Source organism: Nitrospira sp. Nam74, assembly GCF_965152615.1.
This window is the reverse complement of the sequence record NZ_OZ224220.1, coordinates 3,535,501-3,560,028: the sequence shown is the minus strand read 5'-3', so window position 1 is coordinate 3,560,028 and position 24,528 is coordinate 3,535,501. Positions and strand designations below refer to the sequence as shown.

Here is a 24,528-nt window from a genome sequence, read left to right as displayed (position 1 = left end):
AACAGGGGGACATCCTATGGCGACGTTAGCAGGCGATAAGGTCCGGAAATACGAAGCATCCAACAGCGAGACGTTCAATGATCTGCCGGTGGTGGCCTCGGACATCATCTACGAGGGCGCGGCGGTCAGTCTCCGTTCCTCGGGCTATGTCGGACCATTGGCCGCGGCGGAGAAGTTCGTCGGCTTTGCAGTGCGCCAGGTCGACAACAGCGCCGGGGCCGCGGGCGACGCAAAATGCCGGCTGCGCCGCAGCGGCGCCGTCCAAATTCCGGTGGTCGGGGTGGATGGCGTGGACGACGTAAGCAAACAAGTCTACGCGAGCGATGACGATACCTTCACGCTCACGGCGACCAGCAATAGCAAGATCGGACGCATCATTCGGTGGGTGACAGGAACCACGTGCATCGTGGCCTTTAACGATCAGGAAACCTAATCCGACTTGACCGGGGGGTTTCCGGTCGGTCTTTTGCACGGAGGGAATTATGCCGATAGGACAAGGCATCGCAATCACATCCAACAGGGCACTCATCGGGACGTTCTACGACCGACTGCGGGTCTTTGCGGGCAATAGCTGGGTCAATCGTATCGGGATGTACTTCGAGAGCACCAATGCCTCGGAGACCTATGGCTGGCTGGGCAATGCGCCGGTGGTCCGGGAATGGGAGGGCGAGCGCCTGCACCAGAGTTTGCTGGCCAACAATCTCACCATCGTCAACAAGACGTTCGAAGCGACGATGGAAGTGATGGTCGAAGATCTCCGTCGGGACAAGACCGGACAGTTGAAGGCCCGCATCTCCGACCTGGCCAAGCGTGTCGCATCCCACTGGGCCGGGCTCATCACGAACTTGATCAACAGCGGCGCCGGCGCGACCTACGGCGCGGCCTATGATGGCCAGTTCTTTTTCGACACGGACCATGCCGAAGGCAACAGCGGCACGCTGAGAAATGCCGTGACCGCCTCGGAGATCGCGGCCCTGGATGTGGCGACTGCCACGGCGCCGACCGCGTCTGAGATGGCCGATATCATCCTCGGGATGATCGCGTACTTCTACAATCTCAAGGACGATCAAGGTGAACCGTACAACGAGGATGCTCAGCAATTCATGCTGATGGTGCCGCCGAACATTTGGGGGGCTGCGCAAGGTGCCGTCTCTGCCAATCTGCTCAACACGGGCTCGGGAGCGCGGGACAATCCCTTGAAGTTCACCAATATGTCTGTTGAGGTCGTGAATAATCCGCGGCTCACCAGCACCAGCAAGATCTTCATGTTCCGGACCGACGCGGATACGAGACCCTTCATCCTCCAAGAGGAAGTGAAGCCGACGATGTCCAGCTTGAGCGGGGGCTCCGAGGAGGAATTCATGCGGCGCCGGCATCTCTACGGAGTGGAAGCGGTACGCAATGTGGGCTACGGCATGTGGCAGCACGCGCTGCAGGCCACGCTGTCGTAAGCGGCGCGTCCCTAGACTAACGGAGGAACACGATGGCGGATGAACGTGGGGAAGAACTGAAACGCAAGCAGGCCGAGGAAAAAGAGCGCGAACGCGTGCGCGCCGAACAGACGGAGCAGCGGGCGCTCGAGTCCGCCCAGGATGGCGACATCGTCCTGGTGCGGGAGTCCATCGATGCGAACAAGCATAAAGTCGCGGCCGGCACAAAACTGGTGGAGAGCGAGGATTGGCCCGCGCATCGCATCCAATTCATGCTCGATGAGGGCCACGCGAAGATGAAAGGGGCCGAGGTGAAGACCGGCGATGGTAAGGAAGGCTTACTCGCCGGCGCGGCCAAGCGCCTGGGCGGCAAGGGCAAGTAGAAACAGGCGTTGTCGTCGTAAGGGGAGGGCCGCCGTGGTGAACGCTGCGGCGGCTTTTTTCATTCTATGAGTCTCCGCGATGAGATCGAGTCCAGCGGCCTCCTGTACGGGGACACGGACGCCTTTGGCGAGATGGTGACGTATACCCCGCACCTGGGCGCTCCGCGTGACATCGGGGTCCTCGTGGAGCGGAACGTCGAGCGGGACATGAAGGCCAGCGGCGCCGCCTTCCCCTTGGTCTTTGAAATGTGGATCCCCAATCACCCGACGCTCGGGGTGGAAACCATCAACGAGCGGCTCGATAAAGTAACCGTGAAGGTTAGGGTCAACGATACCGTCCCGCGCGAATTTCGGGTGATGCAGGTGCTCGGCGGGTCGGATCCCGGTGCGTGGCATGTGGAGATCCGGGGCTAAGAGCGGAGGGAAACCGTGATGCTGAGTCTCCTGATTATGCTGGTGATCGCGGGCGCGGCTTTGTACCTCATCCGATTGGCGCCGATTGATGCGACGGTCAAGCAGATCATCTACGTGGTCGTCGTGGTGGTCTTGGTGATCTGGGCTTTGAAACTGTTCCTCGGGCAGCCGGGGGACGTCCCGACGGTGCATGTCCCATGATTCAGACCCGGTACCAAGTCGAAGAGTTGAAGGTCTTTAACCGGGCCATGGATGAGGCCCCGGTGACGGCTGCGAAGTATGTGCGGCAAGCCCTCGACCGGGGGATGTTGAAATTCAAAGCCACCTTCAAGAAACAGCGCCTGCGGGGCCGGCCGGGCATCAAAGCCGGCAAGCGATTACTGAGCTCCATCAAAACGGAGGTCTCCCCGGCCGGGACCTCATTGGCGAATCTCCAGGCCCGGTTCTACGTGTCCACCTGGTCGCAGAAGATTTGGGAGGCCCACGAATTCGGGGCGACGATTCAGGCGAGCGGGGGCAAGTGGCTCTATATCCGTGTGCGGCGCGCCATCAATCTCCTGGATTGGCAGACCGGAGGCTCCTATCGGGTGGCCAAAGGGCGCCTCTTGCGGGTCAAGCGGGTTCGCATCCCGGCTCGACTGCACTTCTACGATACCTGGGGCACCTATCTGCCGACGTTATTACCGAAGTTGGAAGGCGCCGCCCAGCGGGCGCTGCTGACGGTCTTGAAGGGGAAGGCGAACGCCACCTAATGCCACCTGCGATTGAGAGCCGGCGCGAACGCATCCTGCAGAACCTCGTGACGACGCTGCAGGGCATCGTCGAGGGGGACGACTATTGGAACACGGTCGTCACGGTGACCCGGACGGAGAACGATATTCACCCGGAAGAGAACGTCGACAATTGGCCCTTGATTCTCGTGAGCGCCAATGAACTGCAAGGAGAAGTGGTCGAGCACACAAACCGGGAAGTCGAAGAGAGCCTGCAGTGTCAGGTGTATGGATTCATCAAGGCCGAGGTGGACGACAACCTGGCGCAAAACACCGAACGCATGATTGCGGACATCGTCAAAGCGTTGGAGACCGATCCGCGGCGCGGAGGATTGGCGGATGCCACGGACATCACGGGGGTGGTGTCGACCTATGATCATGAAACGTTGATTTTAGAGGCCGGGGTGTTGGCCCGGATTACATTCGTGCGCAACCGGGCGGAACCCTGAACAGGAGGAGAGATGGCAGCTGGCTTAAAAATATTGGCCCTCGCAGGAGTCGGAGAACAGACCGTGTTCGAAACGCCGGTGGCGGCGACTCAATATCTCGCGCTCCTGAACGAATCGATCAAGACGGCGACGACGCCGATGCCGTCCGATTATCGGGCCGGCACGCGCGCCTGTGATTTTCTTGGCCTGGGCGCGATCAAGGTCGCCGGCAAAATCACGGAGCGGATGCGCTATCCCATCGTGGGCGGCGATACCCCGGACCCGGTGCATATCCTCTTGAAGAACGCCTTCGGCTCGTATGCGTCAGACACCTATACCCTCACGGATTCCATCGCCGGCCTCGCCTTCACCTTCGCGGTGGATAAAGGGGTGTCCGTGCATGAAACCGTGGGCTTGAAGGTGCAGACCTTGACGCTCAAAAGCAGCCCGAAGGATGGGCTCATCGCGGAGTATGACTGTGTCGGGTACGACGAGACGCAGGCCGGGATGTTGACCACGGCCCAGGATCTCGCGGATTTAAAAAATGATCGAGACAGTGCCCTGCACAAGGACCTCACGGTGGCCTGGGTCGGGGATTTGGCGAATGCGCTGGCTTCCGGGGATGCCGTCAGCATCGATAGTTTGGAATTTAAAATGTCCCGGCCGCTGGACGACGTCGTCCCCAATGGCCAACGGCAGATCATCGAACCGTTGGAAAACGGGATGGGGGACGTCAGCCTGACGCTCCATTTGCCGCGCTACGCGACGGACGCGTGGCGCGCGTGGCAGCGGGCGCAGACGCCGCTCCAGGGCAAGTTCAAGTGGACCCTCAGCGGGAAGTTCATCACGTTGCTGATTCCTCACATGATCATCGATGGGTCGGTCGATATTGAGACCGGCGACACGGCCCCGTACAGCCAGCAGGTCAAGCTGCGGTGTTTCCGCAATGGGTCGGTGAACGCGAATATGTCCACGATTGAGAACGAAGCGGAATTGAATCACCTCACATAAGGATCGACGTCATGGCTATTCGGATCTCGCGCATCGGGCGCGACTTTCAGACCGTCATCGAGGGGACGACCTTTACGCTGCGGCGCCTCACGCCCGAGCAGGAAACCGCGATCATGCGGGAGCATTCCAAACGCGGGGCCACCGACTACCTGATGCTTGCCATCGGGAAGTTGGAGGCTGGGGTGATCGGCTGGGATCAGATCATTGTGGACGGCGAGCCGGTGGGCTATGACCGGACCCTGATCCGGGAATTCCCGGACGAACTCCGGGTGCGGCTGTTGGAGGAACTGGCGCGAGGGCAGGCCGACCCTTTGGCGAACGGCTCGAAAGCGACCTCCTAGCTCTCGGGCGGTATGCGGAATGGACCAAGGCCAATGGAGGACTCACGTGTGCAGATTGCCGGGCCATGGCGGAGCGGGAAGGCCGGGAGTTCGAATGCCAGGCGAGGGAGCCCTGCGAACCGTTGTCGCCGGACAACCAGCAGGCGCTGGAATTCTTTCATGGCATCCGCTGGTTTGGGCCGGACCTCGCGTGGCGCCTGTTCGATTTGGAACTCACTCCGGAGCAGTTAGAAGGCCTGCGGGTGCGGCTCATGCAGTGTATGCGTCTGTGGCCCCAGGGATAAGAGACGATGGCTGGCGTACAAGTCACCCTCTCAATTAAAGACGACGGCAGCGCCACCATCGCGCGAGTGTCCGGCGAGATGCGGAAGCTCGAGAGTGCGGCGACGTCCGGCGCCTCCAACATGGACCGGGCCTTCACCAAGATCAAAGAGAACTGGATCGGGCTCACGGCGGCGGCCACCGGGCTGTATTTCGGCCTGCAGAAGGTGTGGAGCCTCGCGGACAATGCCGCCACGTTCGAGGAGACGATCAGCCGGCTCAACTTCCAATTGGCCGCTCACGGATCGGAAGCCTCAGAACTGATTCCGATCATGCAGCAGCTGACCAACGGCCAGCTGTCGCTGGCGAGCGCGGCCAAGATGGCGAGTGCAGGGCTCGCGGCCGGCTTGAACGTCGATCAGATCAAACGCTTTACCGAATTTGCGGAGGCGGCCTCGGATGTGATGGGCACGGATATCCCGGCCTCCTTTGATCGCATGGTGCAAGCGATGGCGTCCGGGCGAACCGGGATGCTGAAACAATTGGGGATCGTGGTCGACCTCGATCAGGAGGTGCAGCGGCTCGCGGTCAGCGCGCGGTCGGCGGCACAGGTCGAGCTCGATAAAAAGGCTATCGATGCGGCGGCGGCCGTGGAAATGGATAAGCTCGCGGCGGCCACGGGGCGGTACGCCCTGATCCTGAGCGACCATGAAAAGCAAGTCATCCGTTCGCGTATTGAAGCCGAGCATCTGAAGAAAATCACCGACGAGTATAAGGCGAGCCTGTCGGATCAAGAGAAGATCCAAATCATGGTCACGGCCGCCTCGGCCCAGATGGAAGGAGCCCTCCGGCGGATCTCCGATGGCACGATGAGCACAGCGGATCGGATGGCTGCTTTTAAGGCGCAACTGGAGGACCTTCAACTCGTGATGGGCATGGGCATATCGGCGGCGGGGCAGTCCTTCTGGGCCACGATGCAACTCGCGTCCTCCGGGCTCATGACGCTCACGGCTAAAATCGCCTACGCAGTCGGCTGGTGGGAGAGATGGATTACCGGGGCGAAGGAGATCAATCCGGTGATCCAACGGACGATTGAGGCGCTCGACAATACTGCCTTCGACCTGGCGGGCAAGGCGGCGGAGAATTTCCGAGGGTCATTAGACCAATTACAAAGAGCCTTGCACCCGACGACCGAAGCCCTCAAATCAACCTCCGGCGCGGCGGCGGATCTCAGCGCGAACATGCAGGCGAACGCGCACGTGCAGGACTTCCTGCGCTCCAAATCCCAGCAGACGACCGAGGCCCTGATTCAACAAGCGAATGCGATGGGACGGGTATCGACCGCGACGGAGACCATGAGCAACGCCGGTGAGCCTGGGAACAGTAACGGTGTCGTCGGCGGCTATTCCTTCGGCATGTTGGGTCCGGCGATGGATCTGCAACTGGCCTCCGGCGGCATGATCGTCGGCGGCAACAGCAGTGACCCCCAAAGCAACCTGCAATTCTGGTCGGACAAACTGCAGCAGGCGATGGCCGAGAAGCAGGTGCTCACGGATCGGCTGCGGCCGGAAAATTGGATCGGGACCATTGGTGCGACCTACACGGCCCCGCAAGGCGTGACCAACATGAATGCGCTCAACAGCCAGATTGACCTCATCCGAAACAATCTCGCGAAGGCGCAAAGTCAGCTGAACGTGAACGTCACCATGAACGGCATGTCCATGATCGATCAAGGGTCGATCCAGACCCTCGTCCGCGACTACCTCGCGCCGGTGATCCGGCAGACCAGCGTTGCGGCGGGAGCGGGCTTCTGATGCCCAGCGTGGTGTGGACGCGCGGGGCCGACTCGCTGACCTTCCCGAACGGGATCGTGGCGGGGGTCACTCATCAAGCCATGATGGCCGGGGTGTTGTCGGATCGCCTGGCCGGCGGCGCCATCGTGACGTATGACCTGGGGCTGTCCGATATGGAATCCCTGGCGTATGAATTCCCCCACCTCACGCAGGCGCTGTTGGATGCGGCCCTGGTCTGGAAAAACACGACCGTCCGCAACATGCTCCGCACCTTCACGCACACGGATAATTCGAAGTCGCCCGCCTACGTGGCCACCGTGCGTCTCAACGAGTTTGCGTACACCGAAGAATACTATGCCTCGCCCTCCGCACCTCGGTATCGGTTGCGGGTGACGTTGCAAGTCGAACCGACATAAGGAGGATCGTATGGCTGGCTTCAGCGATTTCTTGGAAAACAAACTGCTCGATCATGCCTTTCGGAATGTGAGCTACACCCCGCCAGCCACGGTGTATGTCGCCCTGTTTACGGCGGCCCCGTCGGATGCCGGTGGCGGAACCGAAGTGACGGGCGGCGCGTATGCACGACGCGCAATCACCTTTGGAGCGGCGGCGGCGGGCGCAACCAGCAACAGTGCGCTGATAACATTCCCCACCCCGACAGCGAACTGGGGAACGGTCACGCATGTCGCCCTCTACGACGCGCTGACGGTTGGCAATCAACTCGCCTGGGGCGCGCTGACCAATAGTCGCGTCATCATCACCGGCGACACGGTGCAGATCAATATCGGCGATCTCGACCTGACGCTCGATTAAAGGACGTGCCCCATGCAACTTTTCGCGAACAATGCCACGACGACGCTGGGCGCAAGTCTGACCGCCGTCGCGACTTCCTTGACCGTCGCGACCGGCACCGGCGCACTCTTTCCCTCGCCCACGGGCGGCGACTTCTTTCTGGCCACGCTCGAAGTCGTTGGGACCTCGACGCGCGAGATCGTCAAAGTGACGGCGCGGTCATCGGATACCTTCACGATTGTGCGGGCGCAGGAAGGCACCACAGCCTTGTCGTGGACGACGGCCGACACGATCTCGCTCCGCCTGACGAAAGGGACGATGGAGCTCTTGCAGACGGCCTACGCCTTGGACGGCGCGCGGGGCTTGCGAGTCGTGTCGAATAATGTTGTGCAAGGCACGTACAACGGGACGACGTATGTCGCCGTGACCAGCGGCTACTACGATGTGCTCGGGGTCAACGGAACTGGGATTGCAGGGGCCGCTATCGGGTTTGCTACGAAACCGAGCACCATTGCGATCAACTTTCACGGGAGCAGCAACGGAGCCGGAGGGTCCGCTCGCTGGCGGTACTGGAATGGGGCCTGGGCGACGCTCACGCCGACGGCCACGCTCGCCTATAACCAAGGATATTCGCAGTTCCGAGCGGCCTCTCCCGCTGATTGGACGACGGGTGCCACGGGACTTACGGCAGGCATGTACTGGCTCTATTTCGATGCGGGCGCTGGCGGGGGTGGCGTGACGACCGCCTATCGGGGGCGCTATTCCAACGCGTTAGCCGTGGATGTGACGGCGGATGAAGTCACCGCCTCGTCCAGTACCGGGCTCAAAGCCGTGACGCAGGCGCTGGGCACGATCACCGTGAGTATCGACATCGCCGGACCGACGGCGAATGGGCGAGGGCAAGCCGGAGCCTTTAGCGCGAACACGTATATCTATCTCTGGCTCATCTACAATCCGACCACCGCGACGTGGGCGGGCGTGTGGGATACGTCCGCGACGGCTCCGACTCTCCCGAGCGGCTATACCTATAAGCTCCTCATCGGCGGCTATCGCATCGACGCGAATAGCGTGCTGAAGGCGTGGAGTCAGCTAGGACGTTTCGTCAACTGTGAGCAATCCGGCGTGGTCGATCTCTCCAACGGGACCGCGACGACCTCGACGGCAGTGACATTGAGCGTGCCGCCGATCGCAATTCAAGCGCAGATGAATCTCAATCCGAACGTCGCGGGGACAAATGCGACGGCGATGATCTCGGCGGAGCCAATTCTTACATATAACAACGGCAAGGGGATCGGAGCGGTCGCGATCATGGCGGGTGTCACGCTTATCAATATTGGGTTTAACAGTACGATGACGCTCAAAATCCCCCAGACGGTCTATTACAAAATGGAAGGCGATCTCAACGCGGCGATTACGATTGGCACCATCGGCTACACCATGCCTGGGAATTTAGGATAGGGAGACGACGCTATGCCGTATCAAAAATATACGCTCGCGACGGGCGAGCTCGGCGAAGGCCGGACCAACCTACCGTTTCCCTTCGATGCCGACACGGAGGGGCTCGTCGAGGTCGACGAGTATCAGGATCGGCTCTTGAAGAAGGTCGTCGCCGGAGTCGTGGTCGACAAGACGGCGCAGGAGATTGCGGACCAGAGTGCGGCGGCGCTCGACACGGAGGCCACGAGCCGCTTCGATGAGAATAAGCTCCTGCGGGCGACCGTGACCTATCTGATCCAGCGGCTCAATGAAGTGCGGACGCAACCGGCGCAGACGTTTCCGGCGCTGACCGCGACACAAGTCCGGACGGCGGTGATCGGGATTTATAAGACGCTCACATGATCCTCAATGATGCGGCGCTCAATGGGGCCGTCCTCAATGGCAGCGCGGGTGGCGCGACAATCCACAGTCTCCAAGCCGTCCTCGCCGTCTCCTCAACGGCAATCGGTCAAGTCAGCTTAGTGCACAGTCTCGCGGCGGTCATTGCCGCGAGCGGTGCCGTGCCTGCGCCGCGCGTCACCTTCCAACATAGTTTGCAAGCCGTCCTCGCGGCGAGTGCAACCGTCCCCTCGCCCACGGTGAGTCTCGTGCATGAGCTCGCTGTGGCGCTGAGCGCGGGCTCCACGACGACGGGCGACCTTCAGATGGCGATGGGTCTGCAAGCGTTGCTGACGGCGACCGGCACGGTCACGACACGTCTGGATCTTCTGCAAACCCTGAAGGCGCTGCTCTCGGCTCAAGGGGCGCTGGCGCTCAACGGCCTCACCGGCTTGCACGCGCTGCAGGCTGTGCTCTCCGCGTCCTCGTCCATGAGCCCGCGCGTGTGGAGTACGTTTCCGGTCGGCAGCTTTACCGCGAACGTGCTGGCGCAGATGCAGACCCTCACCGGCACCCGGCCCGTCACAATTCTGTATTGTGCCTTTCAGACCGGCGACCTCTTTATCGGCGACTATGATTTCACGGTGACGGACTGGGGCGGGGCGGATCAGACCGTGCGGGGGTGGGCCAAGAAGTTCGGCAAGCTCGATGACGTCGCCGGCATCAACCTGGCCGATACCCCGATCCTGGCCGGAGACGCCCAAGCCGAAATTGTGATCCCAGGGGGCCGGGAGGCGAGCGATACCTTGTGGGCGGCCCTCAACGACCGGGCCAATAGTCCCGAGCAAACGAAGGTCAGTGTCTACGTCTGGTGGCGAGACCTTGATGCCCTCACCGATCCGCCGGTGAAAATCTGGGAAGGCTGCTTCCGGGACTGGCGCTGGACCGATGAGCAGACCTTAGAGATTGAATTGGGCGATGCGTTCGACCGCGTGGACCGGCCGGTGGGCCTGCCGGTGACGCTCGCTAATTGGCCGAAAGCGGATCCCGATGACGTGTCGAAGATGGAGAACGTGGTCTATGGGTTTGTTCAAAGCATTCCGTGTTTGGCTGTCGATGCCGGTGCCAACTCGGCCCTCTCCTTCGATCTTACGGACTCGGCCACCGTTCTTTACTATTCCAACAGTGCGGCGCCGTTCCTCTCCTCCGGAAGCGTCTATGTCGACTCCGAAGAGATCAGTTACACCGGCAAGACGACCGAAACGCTGACCGGGGTGGTGCATGGGAAATTAACCGGGCTCACCCGCGGAGCCAACGGGTCCACGGCCGCGGCGCATAACAAAGGCGTGGCCCTCGTCCAGGTGCAAGCCAGTTACAAGTATCTCGTGGCTGGCCACCCGATGAAGAGCGTCAGCAAGGTCTATGTGAACGATGCCACCGGCATGCCGGTGCTGCAGCCGGGCGCGAACTATTCGGTCAACCTGGCGGACGTCTCGGGCGCTGATGGCCTGACCCGGACGATGATTACGTTCACCGTCTTGCCGAAGCTGACCAAACAAATCAACGTCCAGGTGGTGGATACCATTGGCGTCAATGATGCGATTGGCGTCAGCGATACCATTAACGGCACCATCAACGCCTCCGCCGACCTGGGTCTGCAAAACACCACCACGTCCCTCTCCCAATCCTTTCTGGTCACGAATTCAGGCGGGGCGGATTCCGACAAACTGACACTCAATTTTTCCGCTCCCAGCGGGTCACCCACCAAGTACGCCTACGCGGTCGGGATCACCGTCACGGGGTCGGTCAATAACGGGGCGTATGTGTATGCCAAGCACAGCTCCGAGAAGGTCGTCATCGCCACGTTTCTGAACGGGGTGTGGTCCACCAACGGCAGCTTCTTCCTGGGCACTGTCTCGAATAGCCTGGTCATCGGAATCAATACCACCATCGCGAACGGGAGTGTGGTCATTTCCACCTGCTCGCGCCAAGTCACCGGCCAGGGGACGTTTACCAAGACCGGCGCGGCCAGCAAGACCGGCGCCGCGACGAAAACCGGCACGGTCTCCGTCGTCGGGAATTCTGCGGCGGATACCGTGATCGGGGGGCTCGTCACGTGTGAAGGGGAGGGCTATGCCGACGATGCCAGCGGGACTTATACCGGGACCCCGAACGCGCTGATCCAACTCTCGCGAGATGTCATTCGGCATTTCCTGATGACCTACTGTGCGCTGGAGACGCGGGACGTGGTCTATTCCACCAACCTGGCGGTGAAGATGGGCAGTACGTACACGCTCAACGGGGTGATTCAAGAGCCGACGTCGGCGCGGCGCGTGGCCGCCCGCATGGCGTTTGAAAGCGGGTGCTGGCTGAAGTTCCAAGCCGGGGTGGCGAAGCTCACGTTCCGGGAGGCGACCTATTCGGCCGGCAAACTGGTCACCACCCACGATCTCGTGTTCCTGCAGCCTGGCCGGCAAACGGTCTCGACGCAGCGCGTGCCGACCGATTGGATCATCAACCAGCTCGATATTCGCTACAAGCGCGACTGGGGGCAATCCCGAAGCACCTCCGCCTATCAAGCCTGCACGCGAGTCGAGAATCTGTCCTCGCAAACCCGGTTCGGAATCAAGGCCCGGCCGGATCTGTTCATGTGTGATTTCGTGACCACCGATGCGCATGCGACGGCGCTCTCGGGTTTGTACCTGGCGCTCTATTCCGAGCGGCGGGAGGTGGTGCAATTCCGCACCCGCCTGCAGCATCTGAATATCGCGTATGGGGATAAGGTGCGCTTGCAGGATCGGATGGCGCCTCGGCTGACCGGCGAAATTCTCAGTGCCGATTTCACCCCTGGGAATGCCGCGGCCCTGCAAATGCCGACGCTCGACTTCACCCTCTTATCAATCATGGAGGCGGAAACGATGCTCAGTGTTGTCAGTAAGACGGCGAGCTATACGCTGATCAGTCCGGCCGACCAATGGACGATCTTCGACAATCAGGGCGCGACCGGGCAGATTGGGTTTACGCTGCCCGCGGCCACCAAGGGCATGCGCTTTATCGTCTCGGTGCACGATGCGTTCGAAGTGCGACTGATCCCCAACGGGACAGATCTCTTCGTGCTCGATTTTACCAGCGGGAGCGCGACCGACAAGACGGCGCCCACGGCTCAAGCGGTGGGCAAATATCTCAGCTGTTCGGCCGTGCGTGCCATGCTCATGGTGATCTGTAAAAAGAGCGGGGAATGGACGACCTTCTATCGCGTAGGAGGCTGGACCATCCAACCATGACGCCTGCCGAGCTCCAGCGCCTGGCCCCCTATTTCAGTGCCGGCGAACAGTATGTGAGCGGCCAGCCCATCGAATGGAGCATCGTCAATTTCAAGACGATGATGTGGCTGAAGGCCCTGCGCCAGCAGCTGGGGCAGCCCATCCTGCTCATCCGGGGACCACACCCGAACCGCCCGGAGGCGGTGGACGCCTGTTGCCCGGCGCTGTCCTTACGACGCGTCTTTATGGAACTGTGCCGCATTCCGTTTTGCTCCTGGGGCCTCTATTCAGGCAACTCGTTTCATCTCGACACCCGCGAGTATGCCGATCTGCCGGCCCGGTGGCTGGCCGTCCACACCTCGGAGCGTGGGACGCTGGTGTCGGCACAGCTGGAGGACCTGGTGACGTCTGAGAAGGACGGCTGGCTCTATCTGCCCTGGAGCCATGCGTTGAGTTGGAAAGCCCTTGAAGTGATGTTCGTCCTGGCGGATGGCAAGCGCGGCCTGCCACGAATGATTTAGAGGGGAGGCATGGGTGGTACGAGCTGGCGAGGAGGCGCGTGACCGAGAACGGGAAGACCGGATCATGGCCCGGATGGACGAGCAGAACCGGCTCCAGGAGGCGCGCCTTCGCAACCTGGAGAACGAGCAAATGCGCCTCGCGCGTGAGCTCGAACATGAGCAGAGCCATCTGCGTGACACGCTCAAGCAGTACAAGCAAGTCATTGAGAATCATACGCTGGCCCTGATGGGCGACGGCGACCAGCGGGAAGGGGTGCTCAATTGGAAGAACCGCATGGACCGACAGTATCAGGTGTTGTCCACGAAGCTGTGGGCTGCGGCAGCGGCCATTGGGGGCCTACTGTTGGAGTTTGTCCGCGAAAAACTCACGGAGTTGTTGAAATGAAAGGGTCCTATGCCGCGCGCCATTGATATTCTCATTGTTGAGGACAGCCACACGGATATCGAATTACTCAAGGCCGTCCTGGGGTCGGAGAAAATGCTGATCCGTCCGTTCACGGTCGCCAATGCGGATGACGCGATTGCCTTCCTGAAACAAGAAGGCATCTATGCGTTGATGCCGACACCGGACCTTGTGCTGCTGGATTGGAAGGTGCCGACGTATGAGGACGGCGAGCGGGTGCTGACCTTGATCCGCGAGACGGCCAGCCTCAAAACGCTGTCGGTGGTGCTGGTGAGTGGCTACCTCCAGACGGATGAAGCCCGACGCGCCATCGAACTGGGGGCCACGTGCTGTGTGGAAAAGCCGCTGACGCTGGCCAAGTTCATTTATATCGTGCAGAAGATTCCGGGTCTCTGGCTCACCATCGTGCGCGGTCCATCCTAAAAGGGAGGTGTCCCCATGTCGAAGACCGTGACCGTCCAAGTCGATCTCACACCCATCTATGACGAGCTTGCGCAGCTCTCAGCCCGCCTGACCACTTTAGAGACGACCGCAAAACCTCCGGTTCCTCCCGCCCCGACGCCGGCCGTCCCGCTCGTCGTGCCGGCCCGTGCGCAATCGCCGCATTGGGATCACATCCTGCTCTCCGATTTCGGGCGGGGGCACTACTGGACCAGTGCACCGACGAAGACGCAAGACCGGATCTGGCTCGCCAATCACATCGATCTGGTCGAGACGGACGGGGCGGGCAAGACCGAGTACTTGAACGAACTGCGGCAAACGAATCCCACGCTGAAAGCCTTTCGCTATATGCTCGATCAGTACGAATTCTCGCAGAACTGGGGCACGATCCCGGATGCCTATAGCCTGCACGTCACCGACAAGACGACCATCGAGGTCACCATGAAGGATGGTGGCAAGCGCACCGTGACGCTCCAGCCCGGCGAGCGGATGCAGGTGGCCGCCTGGAATGACACGTATCATCCCTACAACCTGCAGGACGCTGCGTGCCGGTCGTGGAATTGCGCCCGGTTGCTGGATGCGTTGGATGTCGACGGCGTGTTCCTCGATGCCCACGGGCCGGATCTCAAGAGCATGTTTAATCTGGACGCGGCCACGAAGATCACCGAAGGCGGGCACATCGCCGAGTATGGCGGGCGCTACATCGCGGATCTTGAAGTCGATTATCAAGCGACGATGCTCACGTGGCTCAAGGAACTGGCGGCAGCGGCGAAAGCCAAGAACAAATTCGTGCTGCTCAATCAGGCAGGCTATACGCTCTATCCGAGCGCCTGGGATCAAGCCATCGCGTGCAACGGCAGCGGCATGGAATTTATGCTCCGACCCGATGCCTTCGCGTGGCCCGAACAATTCCTCGACCTCATCACCTTGGCGCAGCAGATCACGGACGCCGGGGGGGTCGTCGATGCGGAAGGCAACTGGGGCTACACGTGGATCATGAACCGCACCGACTGGAACATGTGGCGGCTCGCGGGGTACTACCTCATGAAAGAGAAGGTCGGCGCACCCGGACGCGTCTACCTGAATCTCATGCTCTCGTCGAACGCGACGATGGACACCGCCGCCGATGACGATGAATGGCTCCTGGCCTATCAGGTCGATGTCGGGCAGCCGGTGGGCGACGTGGTCAAGGTGGTCGATCAACCCAAGGACGGCAACCATGCCTGCCGTCGCGTCGTCTATGGGCGCGAATACACGAAGGCGTGGATGTATGTGCGGATCAAGGATTTTTGGGATTGCACCACGCGGGGTGATGACTCCCTGGTGACGGTGCCGTTACCAAGTACGCTCAAACCGCTGAAGTGGGATGCGACGCTGGGCGAGCCCGTCACTAGCATTCAGCTCCGGAACGCTGACAGCGCCATTCTGATGAAATGAAGGGAGGCCACACCATGCCAGCCTTTTTGATGCCATTGATCCTCCAAGTCCTGGCTGCTCTACCGGGACTGATCCAAACCGCGGAACGTGCCTTCACGAAACCCGACGGAGAAAGTACGGGACCGGCAAAAAAAGAATTCGTGCTCAATGCCGTCGGGACAGCGGTCGATGTGGCGAAGAGCACCGGGGAAGTCCACGTGACGGACGCGCAACGAGAGGCAATTCTTTCTGCGGCGGGGTCGTTGACTGACGCAACGGTGGCGACGTTCAAGGCGGTCGGCCTGTTCAGCACACCCGCGAGAATCACCGCCTCGGCCGATGACAAATCGTTTACCCCCGGCCCAGGTGCCGAGGCGCCCGCTGCGTGATATACTCCGGTCTGCGTTCCTATCTCCTTGTTGTGGGGCGGGGCCAGTCTTGCCGGGCTGGCCCCTTCAGAAATCCTTCGGAAATATTTTGGCCCTAGGGTGTCGAGTAATAGACTACGTGTCAACACCCACGTAGAATTGGCCCATGTTCGGGCTCGCTCGTCCCGCACAACGGCTTGCCACGCCGGACCCTCCATGTGACGTCGTGCTATTCCACGATCCAGTAGGACTCTGAGCGGGGGCACCCGGTGGGCCTTAATACTACCTGACTTCAGTGCGCAATACGCCGTCAGCCTGTGTATTACCACCACTTGAAATTCGTGCTCGGCCGAGATTATAACGTCACCCACGTGACAGTGCAGTCTTTGCACCTACAATGGCGTTGTGCAGGGCTGACAGTACTTGTAAGGAAGTGAGTTTCTTCATGCGGCCACTGATTGACCATCGCACCCTGTTCACCCGCTTCATCATCGGTGGCCTGTGCCTAGCGATTCTCCTTGTCTGCCTCGGCATTGACTTCACGGTCTATGACGTCTTGGCCGGCGACAGCGACGATCAGAACGATTTTGCTGACCCCACCCTCCACGTAGTCCCGGCCCTGCCGTTCTCGCGGGCGTTGCTCGCCCTGCAGGATGCCGACACCCCGGACCCTCCCACCTGGGTACTGCCCATGACCCTCTTCCGACCGCCGAAGGTCTCCCTCTGTATCGAGGGGACAACGGGAGGCGGTAACTTTAACTGGAAGGGGGTACGTGCATGCGCGAGTACTCAGGGAGCGAGGATCGAGTCCCAGACTTAAGAACGTACCGGCGCGCCATTCGCCTGGTCTGGTATTGGCGCACATCTCGCAACCCCTGCAACTTTTCCAGCCTCCTGTTCGGCCTGATGGAAAAGGCCGGCGACCATGAATTGCATGCCCTCGAACAAGTGTTTCCCATTGAGGTCCAGGCGTGGCGCGCCTGGAAAGCGGCCAAGACCGACGAACAGTTCTGGGACCAATACGTCGACATTCTGGAGGATCACGCGGAGGACGACTATGCCGAAGGCGCTTGAGTATCGCACCCGCGAGTTCTTTCTGACGGATTCGCTTCATGAGCTATGGCACAAACGGCTCTCCGAGGAGGAGCGCGCCACGGTGGGGGACATGCTGGAGTTCTACGTGGCGCAGTTCCGGCAGCTGGCGGTCGAGCAGGCGGGCAATCCGCTGGGCATCGCCGCTGGCATCCATGAGGCTATTGAGACAGCGGTGGCCACCGACCGCGCCAAGAATCCCTATGCAGGACTGATCCAATGTCAAAAAGGCTGCCCCTATTGCTGCGAGAAGTTCGTGGGGGTGATGCCCCAGGAGGCGCGCCTGCTCTGGGCCTCTGCCCAGGAGCGGGGTCTCCCCATCGACGACGCGCAACTGCACCGGCAAGCGACGGCGACCGAGTCGACCTGGAAGGACCTGGCGCCAGCGGATCGGCGATGTCCCTTCCTGGTGGAGGACGGCACCTGTGGCGTGTACGAGCAGCGTCCGTTCGCCTGCCGGAAATACTTCGTGATCAGCCCGCCCATGACATGCAAGACCGCCACGCACTCCTGGCGGTGGATTGCCCCGATGGCCGAGATCATTGCGACGGCCGCTTATACCGTGTTCGGGATAAGCGGGATGGCGACGGCCCTGATCGAGACGGGCGCACAGCCCGATGCATAGGTATCTCAGGGATCTCTATCGACTCCTCCGCTTGCTGATCGGAACCTTCCGGGCGAGCCGAAGGAAAGAAACCACCCAACAAGGAGAGGACGCATGAAAGTTCGCGTGATGAAAGTAAAGCCCAGTGGTGACAAAGAGGCGGTCATGGTTAAGGCCAAGTCCGTCTCCATCGAGGTCCCCGACCATGACGATTATGTGCTGGAGGCGCAGGTGGATGACGGGGATTGCCCGATCCGGATCCACCTCGACAACGGCAAGACCGCCGGGGTGAAGAACCTGCGGCTCACCAACGCGTCGACGAGGACCGTCAAGTCGTATAAGGTCCGGGGGCGTGGCCCGTACATGGTCGGCACGCACCAGCGCCCGCTGCGCCATCACAGTGAGCAGACACGCGCCAGGATTAGTGCCGCGATGAAAGCGGTCTACGCAGAGAAGAGACTGCGCGCCCGGTTCGAGGGCGTGCCGATGCGGAAGAAGAAACCGACCGCGCTGTTGCCCATGCGGGAGGCGCAGGCATGAATCGCCTCAGTGCGACGGGCCAATTTTCCACAGATGGAAAGCACACGCGACTTCATGCGAATTGTTCATGACCGCCCTCCCTCACAGTATGATTCCACCATACTTGAGTTGTTGCTCAACGGAATCTGACTTCGTGGTCGTGATGTAGTTCATCTCGTTACACTTGAATGATTTCCCTGTACTGTGTTCGCAACCGCTAGATATACGAAAGCCCCTGAGGATATGATCCAACATCTTGGGGCTTGCTTCCTCCGCTCTCCTCGCGTACTGTGGCATTACTCCTTGGCGCTAGGTTGGTCTCCACCTACCAACTGGTGAGGCCAAGAAAAGCCGATCTTCCCATGAGGTCGGCTTTTTTATTTCTTACCCAGCATCTCGATAACTTTCCTACAGCCATCCCTCACTACTCTTTGCGGATCGGGAATTTAATTCCTTCCTTCGAGGCCTGACTTCTCTGTTGGGCGATAATAAAGTCGGCGATTGCCGCAATTGATCGAAAGTTGTTGATGTGTAGTTTTTCCATTGGAATGGTGATGCCAAACGTCTCTTCCAATTGAGCCGTCAGTTCTACGAACCCGAGTGAGTCTAGAAGCCCACTTTCGATCAAGTCAGTTTGGCGCGCCGGGATCGGCATATTGAGCTTCTCGAGGAGAATCGCCTCAATGGTTGAATAGATCGTCTGATCCTCGGGCATGACCCTTACCTCAATTCAATAAGTGAGATGTTCAGTCGGCGTCGTCTGACACTTACCATACCGAGGCTTAATCTACGAATGACAAATGACAGCGGATAGTGCTGAAAAGGTTCCAAGACGTAGGCAAGTCTCGTTTATTCAGGAGCTACAACAGCTTGGCGGGACGTGGTGGGGCTCTACGTCGAATCTTCCCGACCACCTTCCGCTCCTCGCTGATGGTGATGCTTTTGTGCCCTGTGAGGAATTGATGGAGTTCCGCCTTCCGCCTTGCCCCTTCACGGACGTTGTATGAGCGGCAGAAGGAGCAGTCGTGGCAGAAGACGAGATACGTCACAATGAGGAAAGTATACCAGATCGAAAGAAAACGACTTCCCGTTGTAGTCCTCGAGGGCTTCCGGAGCTAGTTTGAGCGAGGCAAGAACATGCTACGTCGAGGCCGCCTTCGGTCGGCACGCGTGGACGCGCATCTTGTGACGTAGCACTAAGGGAGGCTGTTATGAGGACAGCTTGAGTAGCTTGAGGACTGCCCGGTCGATGTCTTTCATAAGATCGGCGAGCTGTTCTCTCATAAACGCTCGTTGCTTCGCCAGACTCTGTGGGAAGTCTTTTGAGAAAGCCAGTCGAGTCGCAAGTTTTCTCGCTTCAGCCCCGAGATCAGATAATGCAACATGGGTTGGTTGGCTCGAATCGTATTCTGGGAATGGCAGGTCTAATACCTTGTTGTATATGTCCCTCTCGCCAAGGAGTCCCATGGACTGAAACGGTTTGATTGCCTCGTTGACTGCCTCAGCGTTGAGAACTGCCACCAAGTAGTCGGCTTCGGCCAAAACTGAACACGACAGCCAATGCAGCGTACAGTCTACAACAAACGGAAGAGCAAGGGATCGGCGGTCAATACATGCGGCTGATACGTTCGTGCCTGATCGATTATAGAGGACAAGATAGCGATGAGATAAATTCTGGTTGGTGAGTTTCGACTGATAATCGAGCCACTCATGCACGCTCTGCTTTTCCGCCTTGGCTCCACGCTTCTCGCCCCAGATTTTTTCGGCCGTTTTCATCCATTTGGCGAACTCACGATACCCATCCTTCCGGAGGGCATCCGCGTTCCTCACCGTGACAGCGCCTTCATGAACGTCAATCGGCAAAGCCACGACAGATGAACCGATCATTACGAAAGGCACAACATGGCGAGAGAGGGCCGTCAAATAGAAGAACCTGCCTTCGATATTTCCCTTCAGATAGACATCTTTGTAAGGCTTTTTAGCCTCCGCAGCCTGGTCAGGATCTGTTTCAGCCCAATACACCTTCTCTGGATCAACCGTCCCCTCAAGTTCCTTCACCCGAATGAAATAGAAACTTCTCGGAACGATCGTGGCCCCTTGTTGGAACTGGGCGGCATAGGGACTCGGGTCATTGGGTTCTGAACGCCCGGGGAGTGTCGACAGAGCGGTGCGATCACCCAGAAAGATCACCTTCCCATCGCACTGGATTGACTCCAACGCCTCATTAGCCTTTCCCCACGGGAGGTCCTCTCGTTCTAATGAGCCCTTCCACTCCAGCACAGGGAGGACATCTGCTATTTTTCCCTTGTAGGTGTCCCGTGTCGCGAAGAGTACGCAGGCTGGCATGCGGAACAGCGGGCGAACGTCGAGTAGATCCCAGTACTGAGTGAGTCTGAATGGAGCGCTATAGCTCCTCGTTCGGATATTGGCATGCTGATCCGCTGACAACACACCACGAGGCATGACAAACCCGAGCTTGGCCCCCTCTCTGCCGAATGTTTTAAGACAGTGAGCAAGAAAGACTGTCGCGAGCTCCATTTGAGTCACAAGCTTCTGTGATTCTGGTGCAATCGCATATTCCTTCGCCCGATGCTTTACCTCATCCTGATAATCCGGATCGGCAATGAAACGATATGAGAGCCAAGGAGGATTGCCTACAATAAAATCAAAATGGCCTCGCAACATGGCTGGTCGGTATGTGTTCCTGACTATGAACGCCCAGATGGAATTCTTTTTCTGTCTAATAAGGTCGGCCAGTGCACCGGTGAATTCCCAGAGCGAATAGATAATCGAATTGGCATCCTCGCTCGAAAGCTTGGTCAATTTCGGTACGGACTTCTTCAGGTACTTCTCTAGCGTGTCCACGTTTTCTCTTTGAGAGACGGCATGCTCCATGGCCACTTTGGCACACGCCGCGATACAGTCATCGAACAAGTCGCTTGATTCCACGAGTACGTGTGGGATCACAACCTTCATTCCACCAAACTTCAGCTCGATCCCAGCCGAGTAGTCATACATGCTCAGCTGTGTGACCTCAGTCGGGAGAAAAAGTGAGTCGGCTAGATATACAGGGATTTGAACGGGTCGCTGTGCAGATTTCAATGCAGGGCCAAGCGCGAGGAGATAGGTTGCCCGAGCGATCGTCACGGCCAACGGATGGATATCAATACCGACTACGTGTTCCAGTATCTTTTGCAGTAAGTCACGGCCAGGCAACACTGCATTCGTCTTGCAGAAATGCGTGATAGTAGATCGTAGAAAACTGCCTGATCCACACGTCGGATCGAGCACCGAGGCAAAGTCTTTTCCAGGAAGTAGTTCAGCGACAATGCGCTCGCATAGCCAGTCCGGCGTATAATACTCCCCGAGATCGTGTCGATCTTTTGGATCAACCAACTCCTGGTAGATGCCTTTCAGGACGTCCTCATTCAATCGAGACAAGTCATACGTCAGGATTTGTGCAATGATTCGTTCCCATACAGGAGATAGGATCGCTTCCGCCTCATCTCTTCGGACCCATTGAAAGAAGTCATCCTCGGCCATATTAGCTACGTGGTGGGACTCGAAAAAGTGACCACAGAGCACATCTTGAGCCACCTCACGAAGGCTGTTCTTTGGTTTTCCTTTTGAGAGCGACGCCCACACCAATAATCTGGCTACGCTCGCGAGATAGGTGTGCTTCAGGAACAGCGTCTCAAGATCCGACTCAGAAATCTCTCCCTCACCCTCATCAGTAATGGCTGTGAGGCGACCGTACGTGACGGTCAAATACTTCTGCCATGTTTCAAACGCAAGTCGCGGCTCGGGCGATTTCCGAACGATTAGCCACGCTTCAGTCAGAGCAGAGATGCCATCATGGAATGCTGGACTTTCGGCGCCGAAATCGACGCGGAATTGTTCCGCGGTAGGGTCAGTCCTCTCAGGCCGATAAAGGAGACTAGTGAGCCATAGCCAAAAATCGGTCAACGTCTTTTCAGACAGTGTGATCTCTCTTAGTTGTTCAAGTTGAATATCTTCAGCTTTGACCCTTCCGTTCTTTCTAGTAAAGCTACTGGGCCGATATGTTCGCCAGACAATTCCATCTGACGCAATGGCGATTAACGGCCTTAGGGGATAGCCTTCGCTTCGCCAGATACCTGACACATATTCTCGGAGCTGCTCCTCTGCATGAGCGCTAGTAGCTTTGAGGGAGTTCTCAAACTCAATGACGGCGTTTCCATAATACGAATCAATCCGTCCCCCCTTTGCACCATTGGCGGTCTCGATTCGGAGGACTCTTTTCTCAACTCCCGCAGTAAAGGTTGACGCAATCGAGGGATCAGAAAATAGATCACTCAGCAACATTGCAAAGCGATGCGTTTTCGCTGATTCATTCGGAAGGCGTTTAACGTCAGCGAGATAGGACTTAATCAGCGTGTGAATATGCTCGTATCCAGCAGAGGAGGCAAATTCTATGGAACGGCGATGTCTTGGACCATCTGGCGGGTTATCACAAAGCCTTGCCACGTATCAGTACCGCAGAGATTAATTCTAAGGATATTTATAGCACCAAAATTCCACATGTACAACAAATGGCTTAAGTGTTTTTTGTACTTAGGCTGGCGCAGTTGGTATGTATCTGGTATGTTGCTGTCTTTTTTTAGCGATCTAAATGTCGAGCGTTGGAAGAGAGGCTAACACTTGAAGCGACTCTGCTTTACGTCATGCATTCGCCAGTGACGCGGGAAGAGCGTCAGGTGAGCGAATAGCGACCAGCCAGAAACGCCGAGGTCCACTTTTATGGAACTAGAGATCGTCCGTCGCATAATGCTGGCAAGGGAGCTTTACGAGATCGGTACATCACGGCTTCGAACAAGTAATGATCTTCATTTGTTCGCTGCCGTCAATTTGATGCAAGACGCCGTGGAGGTCTTCCTTGTAGCAGTTGGAGAACATGTTGGTGCGGCCATTGATAAGTATACGAAGTTTGATAAGTATTTTATTGCCATAAACGAGAAGATCGCCCCAAAGGAGCTTCCCTTCCGCGCGAAAATCATTCGTCTCAATCTGATTCGCGTGGATTCAAAGCATCATGGGATTCAGCCAGCGCGTGATGAATGCGAACGCCTAGCAGTTAGCGTTCGCGAATTTTTTGAGGAGGTTTCTAGCTCACTGTTAGAGGCGCCGTTTTCAACGCTAACCGGAATCGATCTGTTGGAAGATGGTGAAGCGAAGCAGATGCTGGCGGAAGCTAGAATTGCACTTGAAAACAAAGACAACGAGAACTGTGTCATAAACTGCCGGAAAGCCATCTTTCTAGAGATTGAACGATTCTATGACATTGCCGCCTACAAGGATGGACGACCGAAGGATTTTTTGGCAGGGCTCACCTCTGCGCCGGGCTTCGCAAGAAATAAAGAATACATTCAACAGTATGTGAAAGATCCAACCGATTTCATAGTCTACGACTACAGCCAACTGCATCAGGATTTAGTAACCAAGGGAGTGGATAATACGGCTTTCTGGAACATCTGGCGCCTAACGCCAAAGGTGTACCAATCTGAAGATGGGCAATGGCTTGTGAAACATGAGTTTCATAAACTATCTGAAGAAGCCCTTGCTTCCAATGTGGATTATATTTTTGCTGCTACGATCGATGTCCTTCTTGCTATCCATACGAATCGCAGAGGGATAAGAGATCCACAGTTTGGTAGGAGCTACATTGAATTAACGCAAGAGAACGTCCCCATATTTGAAAAAGCCGATTTGAAATCGAACATCAAGGGAACAACTCCACCAGGCATGAGCCAGATTGATACGAACTTCCGCGTAGATGGCTTTAGCAACGATGGACCGTATTGGTATGTCGTGCATGCAGAGAAAGATCTTTTCTTGTCTGGGTACATTCATAATGACTACGTCAAGTAAAATTAGGGGCATCGGCAGATAAGGCATCGTAGATCGCCTCTCGGCGCGGATCGGCGCGCCGCATTCGTTACCAAGCTAGTTCTCGTGGGTTCAAATCCCATCGGCCGCTCCAAAACAATCAAAGCGATTTTGACCTACCAACAGAATTTCTCAATTGGCAACAAATTGGCGATAGGCGCGGATAGCACGCAGGCCCGACGATACGGTCCTGGATTTTGCGATACGGTGCGCGAAAGTTATCCCCGAATGCGGCGGTGCCTGTGGTATGGCGAATGAACCACAGCCTTTTTTGTGCCGTTTTTGTGCCGTTGCAGGTGAGAAGTATGAGCCGTTTGGTATTTTTGAGATTCGCGAATACGTCCTTAAAGGCCCAGGGATCCGCGAGGTTGGCGCAAGGTGTTGAGAAACAAGAACACCGGAATTATGCCCCGAAACAGCCTTCTAAGCTGTGGGTCGTGCGTTCAATTCGCACCGGGCGCACCAAATGAATCAAGAGATTACGCGACTCTGGTCCTTCCGCGATTCTCTCAAAGGCGACAAAATGGCGATAGGCGCG

General features: G+C 58.1%; 28 protein-coding genes and 1 tRNA gene. 27 read left to right on the top strand and 2 right to left on the bottom strand.

Going from position 1 to position 24,528, the window contains the following annotated elements; genetic code table 11:
* Positions 1 to 16: 16 nt before the first annotated feature.
* From ACWHYZ_RS16590 to ACWHYZ_RS16470, 25 genes are all read left to right on the top strand, one after another.
* On the top strand, positions 17 to 433 hold the full coding sequence (locus ACWHYZ_RS16590; protein WP_447983789.1) for a cytoplasmic protein: 417 nt from the start codon (positions 17 to 19) through the stop codon (positions 431 to 433).
* Positions 434 to 482: 49 nt separating this feature from the next.
* A complete protein-coding gene (locus tag ACWHYZ_RS16585) occupies positions 483 to 1,451 on the top strand; it encodes a Mu-like prophage major head subunit gpT family protein (protein WP_447983788.1) in 969 nt (322 codons plus the stop codon).
* A 32-nt stretch (positions 1,452 to 1,483) separates the two neighbouring features.
* Positions 1,484 to 1,813 carry a hypothetical protein gene (locus ACWHYZ_RS16580; protein WP_447983787.1) on the top strand — a complete coding sequence of 110 codons (330 nt, stop codon included), beginning with the start codon at positions 1,484 to 1,486 and terminating at the stop codon, positions 1,811 to 1,813.
* Positions 1,814 to 1,879: 66 nt separating this feature from the next.
* Positions 1,880 to 2,227: a hypothetical protein gene (locus ACWHYZ_RS16575; RefSeq protein ID WP_447983786.1), complete on the top strand. Its 348-nt coding sequence runs from the start codon at positions 1,880 to 1,882 to the stop codon at positions 2,225 to 2,227.
* Between the two features lie 18 nt (positions 2,228 to 2,245).
* The gene (locus ACWHYZ_RS16570; RefSeq protein WP_447987601.1) at positions 2,246 to 2,428 is read left to right on the top strand and encodes a Thivi_2564 family membrane protein; all 183 of its coding nucleotides are present in this window, start codon (positions 2,246 to 2,248) and stop codon (positions 2,426 to 2,428) included.
* A complete protein-coding gene (locus ACWHYZ_RS16565; RefSeq protein ID WP_447983785.1) occupies positions 2,425 to 2,979 on the top strand; it encodes a hypothetical protein in 555 nt (184 codons plus the stop codon). Before ACWHYZ_RS16570 ends, ACWHYZ_RS16565 begins: the two co-directional genes overlap by 4 nt.
* Positions 2,979 to 3,446 (top strand): hypothetical protein, encoded by a 468-nt coding sequence (locus ACWHYZ_RS16560; RefSeq protein WP_447983784.1) that lies wholly within the window; start codon positions 2,979 to 2,981, stop codon positions 3,444 to 3,446. The genes ACWHYZ_RS16565 and ACWHYZ_RS16560 overlap by 1 nt, the downstream gene beginning before the upstream one ends.
* A 12-nt stretch (positions 3,447 to 3,458) precedes the next feature.
* Entirely contained in the window at positions 3,459 to 4,436 is a 978-nt protein-coding gene (locus ACWHYZ_RS16555) for a phage tail tube protein (RefSeq protein ID WP_447983783.1), read from the top strand.
* A gap of 11 nt (positions 4,437 to 4,447) precedes the next feature.
* Positions 4,448 to 4,777, top strand: coding sequence for a hypothetical protein (locus ACWHYZ_RS16550; protein WP_447983782.1), 330 nt, complete (start codon positions 4,448 to 4,450; stop codon positions 4,775 to 4,777).
* A gap of 65 nt (positions 4,778 to 4,842) precedes the next feature.
* Positions 4,843 to 5,061 (top strand): hypothetical protein, encoded by a 219-nt coding sequence (locus ACWHYZ_RS16545; RefSeq protein WP_447983781.1) that lies wholly within the window; start codon positions 4,843 to 4,845, stop codon positions 5,059 to 5,061.
* 6 nt (positions 5,062 to 5,067) lie between these two features.
* A complete protein-coding gene (locus ACWHYZ_RS16540; RefSeq protein WP_447983780.1) occupies positions 5,068 to 6,852 on the top strand; it encodes a hypothetical protein in 1,785 nt (594 codons plus the stop codon).
* The gene (locus tag ACWHYZ_RS16535; protein WP_447983779.1) at positions 6,852 to 7,247 is read left to right on the top strand and encodes a hypothetical protein; all 396 of its coding nucleotides are present in this window, start codon (positions 6,852 to 6,854) and stop codon (positions 7,245 to 7,247) included. The genes ACWHYZ_RS16540 and ACWHYZ_RS16535 overlap by 1 nt, the downstream gene beginning before the upstream one ends.
* 10 nt (positions 7,248 to 7,257) lie before the next feature.
* Positions 7,258 to 7,644 (top strand): phage tail fiber protein, encoded by a 387-nt coding sequence (locus tag ACWHYZ_RS16530; protein WP_447983778.1) that lies wholly within the window; start codon positions 7,258 to 7,260, stop codon positions 7,642 to 7,644.
* A 12-nt stretch (positions 7,645 to 7,656) separates the two neighbouring features.
* Positions 7,657 to 9,081 (top strand): hypothetical protein, encoded by a 1,425-nt coding sequence (locus ACWHYZ_RS16525; RefSeq protein ID WP_447983777.1) that lies wholly within the window; start codon positions 7,657 to 7,659, stop codon positions 9,079 to 9,081.
* Positions 9,082 to 9,093: 12 nt separating this feature from the next.
* Positions 9,094 to 9,462, top strand: a complete 369-nt coding sequence (locus ACWHYZ_RS16520; protein ID WP_447983776.1) for a hypothetical protein — start codon at positions 9,094 to 9,096, stop codon at positions 9,460 to 9,462.
* Complete coding sequence (locus ACWHYZ_RS16515) at positions 9,459 to 12,722, top strand: hypothetical protein (protein WP_447983775.1); 3,264 nt, start codon at positions 9,459 to 9,461, stop codon at positions 12,720 to 12,722. Before ACWHYZ_RS16520 ends, ACWHYZ_RS16515 begins: the two co-directional genes overlap by 4 nt.
* Entirely contained in the window at positions 12,719 to 13,222 is a 504-nt protein-coding gene (locus ACWHYZ_RS16510) for a hypothetical protein (RefSeq protein ID WP_447983774.1), read from the top strand. Before ACWHYZ_RS16515 ends, ACWHYZ_RS16510 begins: the two co-directional genes overlap by 4 nt.
* A gap of 13 nt (positions 13,223 to 13,235) precedes the next feature.
* A complete protein-coding gene (locus ACWHYZ_RS16505) occupies positions 13,236 to 13,607 on the top strand; it encodes a hypothetical protein (protein ID WP_447983773.1) in 372 nt (123 codons plus the stop codon).
* Between the two features lie 9 nt (positions 13,608 to 13,616).
* Positions 13,617 to 14,048, top strand: a complete 432-nt coding sequence (locus ACWHYZ_RS16500; protein ID WP_447983772.1) for a response regulator — start codon at positions 13,617 to 13,619, stop codon at positions 14,046 to 14,048.
* Between the two features lie 15 nt (positions 14,049 to 14,063).
* On the top strand, positions 14,064 to 15,503 hold the full coding sequence (locus tag ACWHYZ_RS16495) for a hypothetical protein (RefSeq protein ID WP_447983771.1): 1,440 nt from the start codon (positions 14,064 to 14,066) through the stop codon (positions 15,501 to 15,503).
* 14 nt (positions 15,504 to 15,517) lie between these two features.
* A complete protein-coding gene (locus ACWHYZ_RS16490) occupies positions 15,518 to 15,871 on the top strand; it encodes a hypothetical protein (protein ID WP_447983770.1) in 354 nt (117 codons plus the stop codon).
* 424 nt (positions 15,872 to 16,295) lie between these two features.
* Entirely contained in the window at positions 16,296 to 16,670 is a 375-nt protein-coding gene (locus tag ACWHYZ_RS16485; protein ID WP_447983769.1) for a hypothetical protein, read from the top strand.
* Positions 16,628 to 16,924: a hypothetical protein gene (locus tag ACWHYZ_RS16480; RefSeq protein ID WP_447983768.1), complete on the top strand. Its 297-nt coding sequence runs from the start codon at positions 16,628 to 16,630 to the stop codon at positions 16,922 to 16,924. Before ACWHYZ_RS16485 ends, ACWHYZ_RS16480 begins: the two co-directional genes overlap by 43 nt.
* Positions 16,908 to 17,567 carry a YkgJ family cysteine cluster protein gene (locus ACWHYZ_RS16475; RefSeq protein WP_447983767.1) on the top strand — a complete coding sequence of 220 codons (660 nt, stop codon included), beginning with the start codon at positions 16,908 to 16,910 and terminating at the stop codon, positions 17,565 to 17,567. Before ACWHYZ_RS16480 ends, ACWHYZ_RS16475 begins: the two co-directional genes overlap by 17 nt.
* A 93-nt stretch (positions 17,568 to 17,660) precedes the next feature.
* A complete protein-coding gene (locus ACWHYZ_RS16470) occupies positions 17,661 to 18,086 on the top strand; it encodes a hypothetical protein (protein ID WP_447983766.1) in 426 nt (141 codons plus the stop codon).
* Between the two features lie 403 nt (positions 18,087 to 18,489).
* Here ACWHYZ_RS16470 and ACWHYZ_RS16465 read toward each other — a convergent pair whose 3' ends face one another.
* Entirely contained in the window at positions 18,490 to 18,780 is a 291-nt protein-coding gene (locus tag ACWHYZ_RS16465; protein ID WP_447983765.1) for an acyl carrier protein, read from the bottom strand.
* A 494-nt stretch (positions 18,781 to 19,274) separates the two neighbouring features.
* On the bottom strand, positions 19,275 to 22,409 hold the full coding sequence (locus ACWHYZ_RS16460) for an N-6 DNA methylase (RefSeq protein WP_447983764.1): 3,135 nt from the start codon (positions 22,407 to 22,409) through the stop codon (positions 19,275 to 19,277).
* Positions 22,410 to 22,844: 435 nt separating this feature from the next.
* On the opposite strand from ACWHYZ_RS16460, the gene ACWHYZ_RS16455 reads away from it, so the two are divergent.
* Positions 22,845 to 23,972 (top strand): hypothetical protein, encoded by a 1,128-nt coding sequence (locus tag ACWHYZ_RS16455; protein WP_447983763.1) that lies wholly within the window; start codon positions 22,845 to 22,847, stop codon positions 23,970 to 23,972.
* 380 nt (positions 23,973 to 24,352) lie between these two features.
* Positions 24,353 to 24,455: transfer RNA gene (locus tag ACWHYZ_RS16450), tRNA-Leu, on the top strand.
* The last annotated feature ends 73 nt before the right edge of the window (positions 24,456 to 24,528 follow it).

Coding starts and splice junctions, on each gene's coding strand:
- ACWHYZ_RS16485 (WP_447983769.1), top strand. CDS start 16,296: ATGCGGCCACTGATTGACCATCGCACCCTGTTCACCCGCTTCATCATC.
- ACWHYZ_RS16510 (WP_447983774.1), top strand. CDS start 12,719: ATGACGCCTGCCGAGCTCCAGCGCCTGGCCCCCTATTTCAGTGCCGGC.
- ACWHYZ_RS16475 (WP_447983767.1), top strand. CDS start 16,908: ATGCCGAAGGCGCTTGAGTATCGCACCCGCGAGTTCTTTCTGACGGAT.
- ACWHYZ_RS16565 (WP_447983785.1), top strand. CDS start 2,425: ATGATTCAGACCCGGTACCAAGTCGAAGAGTTGAAGGTCTTTAACCGG.
- ACWHYZ_RS16555 (WP_447983783.1), top strand. CDS start 3,459: ATGGCAGCTGGCTTAAAAATATTGGCCCTCGCAGGAGTCGGAGAACAG.
- ACWHYZ_RS16520 (WP_447983776.1), top strand. CDS start 9,094: ATGCCGTATCAAAAATATACGCTCGCGACGGGCGAGCTCGGCGAAGGC.
- ACWHYZ_RS16590 (WP_447983789.1), top strand. CDS start 17: ATGGCGACGTTAGCAGGCGATAAGGTCCGGAAATACGAAGCATCCAAC.
- ACWHYZ_RS16500 (WP_447983772.1), top strand. CDS start 13,617: ATGCCGCGCGCCATTGATATTCTCATTGTTGAGGACAGCCACACGGAT.
- ACWHYZ_RS16560 (WP_447983784.1), top strand. CDS start 2,979: ATGCCACCTGCGATTGAGAGCCGGCGCGAACGCATCCTGCAGAACCTC.
- ACWHYZ_RS16495 (WP_447983771.1), top strand. CDS start 14,064: ATGTCGAAGACCGTGACCGTCCAAGTCGATCTCACACCCATCTATGAC.
- ACWHYZ_RS16545 (WP_447983781.1), top strand. CDS start 4,843: ATGGCGGAGCGGGAAGGCCGGGAGTTCGAATGCCAGGCGAGGGAGCCC.
- ACWHYZ_RS16480 (WP_447983768.1), top strand. CDS start 16,628: ATGCGCGAGTACTCAGGGAGCGAGGATCGAGTCCCAGACTTAAGAACG.
- ACWHYZ_RS16515 (WP_447983775.1), top strand. CDS start 9,459: ATGATCCTCAATGATGCGGCGCTCAATGGGGCCGTCCTCAATGGCAGC.
- ACWHYZ_RS16470 (WP_447983766.1), top strand. CDS start 17,661: ATGAAAGTTCGCGTGATGAAAGTAAAGCCCAGTGGTGACAAAGAGGCG.
- ACWHYZ_RS16530 (WP_447983778.1), top strand. CDS start 7,258: ATGGCTGGCTTCAGCGATTTCTTGGAAAACAAACTGCTCGATCATGCC.
- ACWHYZ_RS16570 (WP_447987601.1), top strand. CDS start 2,246: ATGCTGAGTCTCCTGATTATGCTGGTGATCGCGGGCGCGGCTTTGTAC.
- ACWHYZ_RS16455 (WP_447983763.1), top strand. CDS start 22,845: ATGGAACTAGAGATCGTCCGTCGCATAATGCTGGCAAGGGAGCTTTAC.
- ACWHYZ_RS16550 (WP_447983782.1), top strand. CDS start 4,448: ATGGCTATTCGGATCTCGCGCATCGGGCGCGACTTTCAGACCGTCATC.
- ACWHYZ_RS16540 (WP_447983780.1), top strand. CDS start 5,068: ATGGCTGGCGTACAAGTCACCCTCTCAATTAAAGACGACGGCAGCGCC.
- ACWHYZ_RS16490 (WP_447983770.1), top strand. CDS start 15,518: ATGCCAGCCTTTTTGATGCCATTGATCCTCCAAGTCCTGGCTGCTCTA.
- ACWHYZ_RS16585 (WP_447983788.1), top strand. CDS start 483: ATGCCGATAGGACAAGGCATCGCAATCACATCCAACAGGGCACTCATC.
- ACWHYZ_RS16575 (WP_447983786.1), top strand. CDS start 1,880: ATGAGTCTCCGCGATGAGATCGAGTCCAGCGGCCTCCTGTACGGGGAC.
- ACWHYZ_RS16525 (WP_447983777.1), top strand. CDS start 7,657: ATGCAACTTTTCGCGAACAATGCCACGACGACGCTGGGCGCAAGTCTG.
- ACWHYZ_RS16580 (WP_447983787.1), top strand. CDS start 1,484: ATGGCGGATGAACGTGGGGAAGAACTGAAACGCAAGCAGGCCGAGGAA.
- ACWHYZ_RS16465 (WP_447983765.1), bottom strand. CDS start 18,780: ATGCCCGAGGATCAGACGATCTATTCAACCATTGAGGCGATTCTCCTC.
- ACWHYZ_RS16535 (WP_447983779.1), top strand. CDS start 6,852: ATGCCCAGCGTGGTGTGGACGCGCGGGGCCGACTCGCTGACCTTCCCG.
- ACWHYZ_RS16460 (WP_447983764.1), bottom strand. CDS start 22,409: ATGTTGCTGAGTGATCTATTTTCTGATCCCTCGATTGCGTCAACCTTT.